This is a genomic window from Oleiphilus sp. HI0080 (assembly GCF_001635135.1).
The window spans coordinates 1-421 of the sequence record NZ_LWFU01000093.1; the positions used below are offsets into that span (position 1 = coordinate 1).

Below are 421 nucleotides of genomic sequence, written 5' to 3' on the forward strand. Positions count from 1 at the left end.
GGCGATTGGGCTCGCGATTACCTTTGGTGTAATGGGCTGTATCAATATGGCGCACGGCGAATTGATCATGATAGGCGCTTATACAACCTATGTGATTCAGTTGCTCATGCCGGATTCGATTGGCGCATCCATTATTGTTGCGATTCCGGCCGCTTTTGTCGTATCCGGTTTGGTGGGTATTGCTATTGAGCGTGGTGTGATTCAGTTTTTAAAAGGACGACCTTTAGAAACGCTATTGGCGACGTTCGGCATCAGTTTAGTATTGCAGCAAGCGGTGCGTAGTATCTTTTCGCCTCTTAATCGCAGCGTAGAGACACCAGAGTGGATGTCTGGCTCGATTGATATCAACCCGATTTTCTCCCTCACGCTAAACAGGTTGTACATCATTATTTTTTGTTTGGCTGTGTTTGCATTGTTGTTC

The 421-nt window shown here is 46.3% G+C and carries 1 pseudogene; it reads left to right on the top strand.

The features are described from left to right. Positions 1–421, top strand: a pseudogene (locus A3751_RS01215) (urea ABC transporter permease subunit UrtB); the annotation flags it as partial.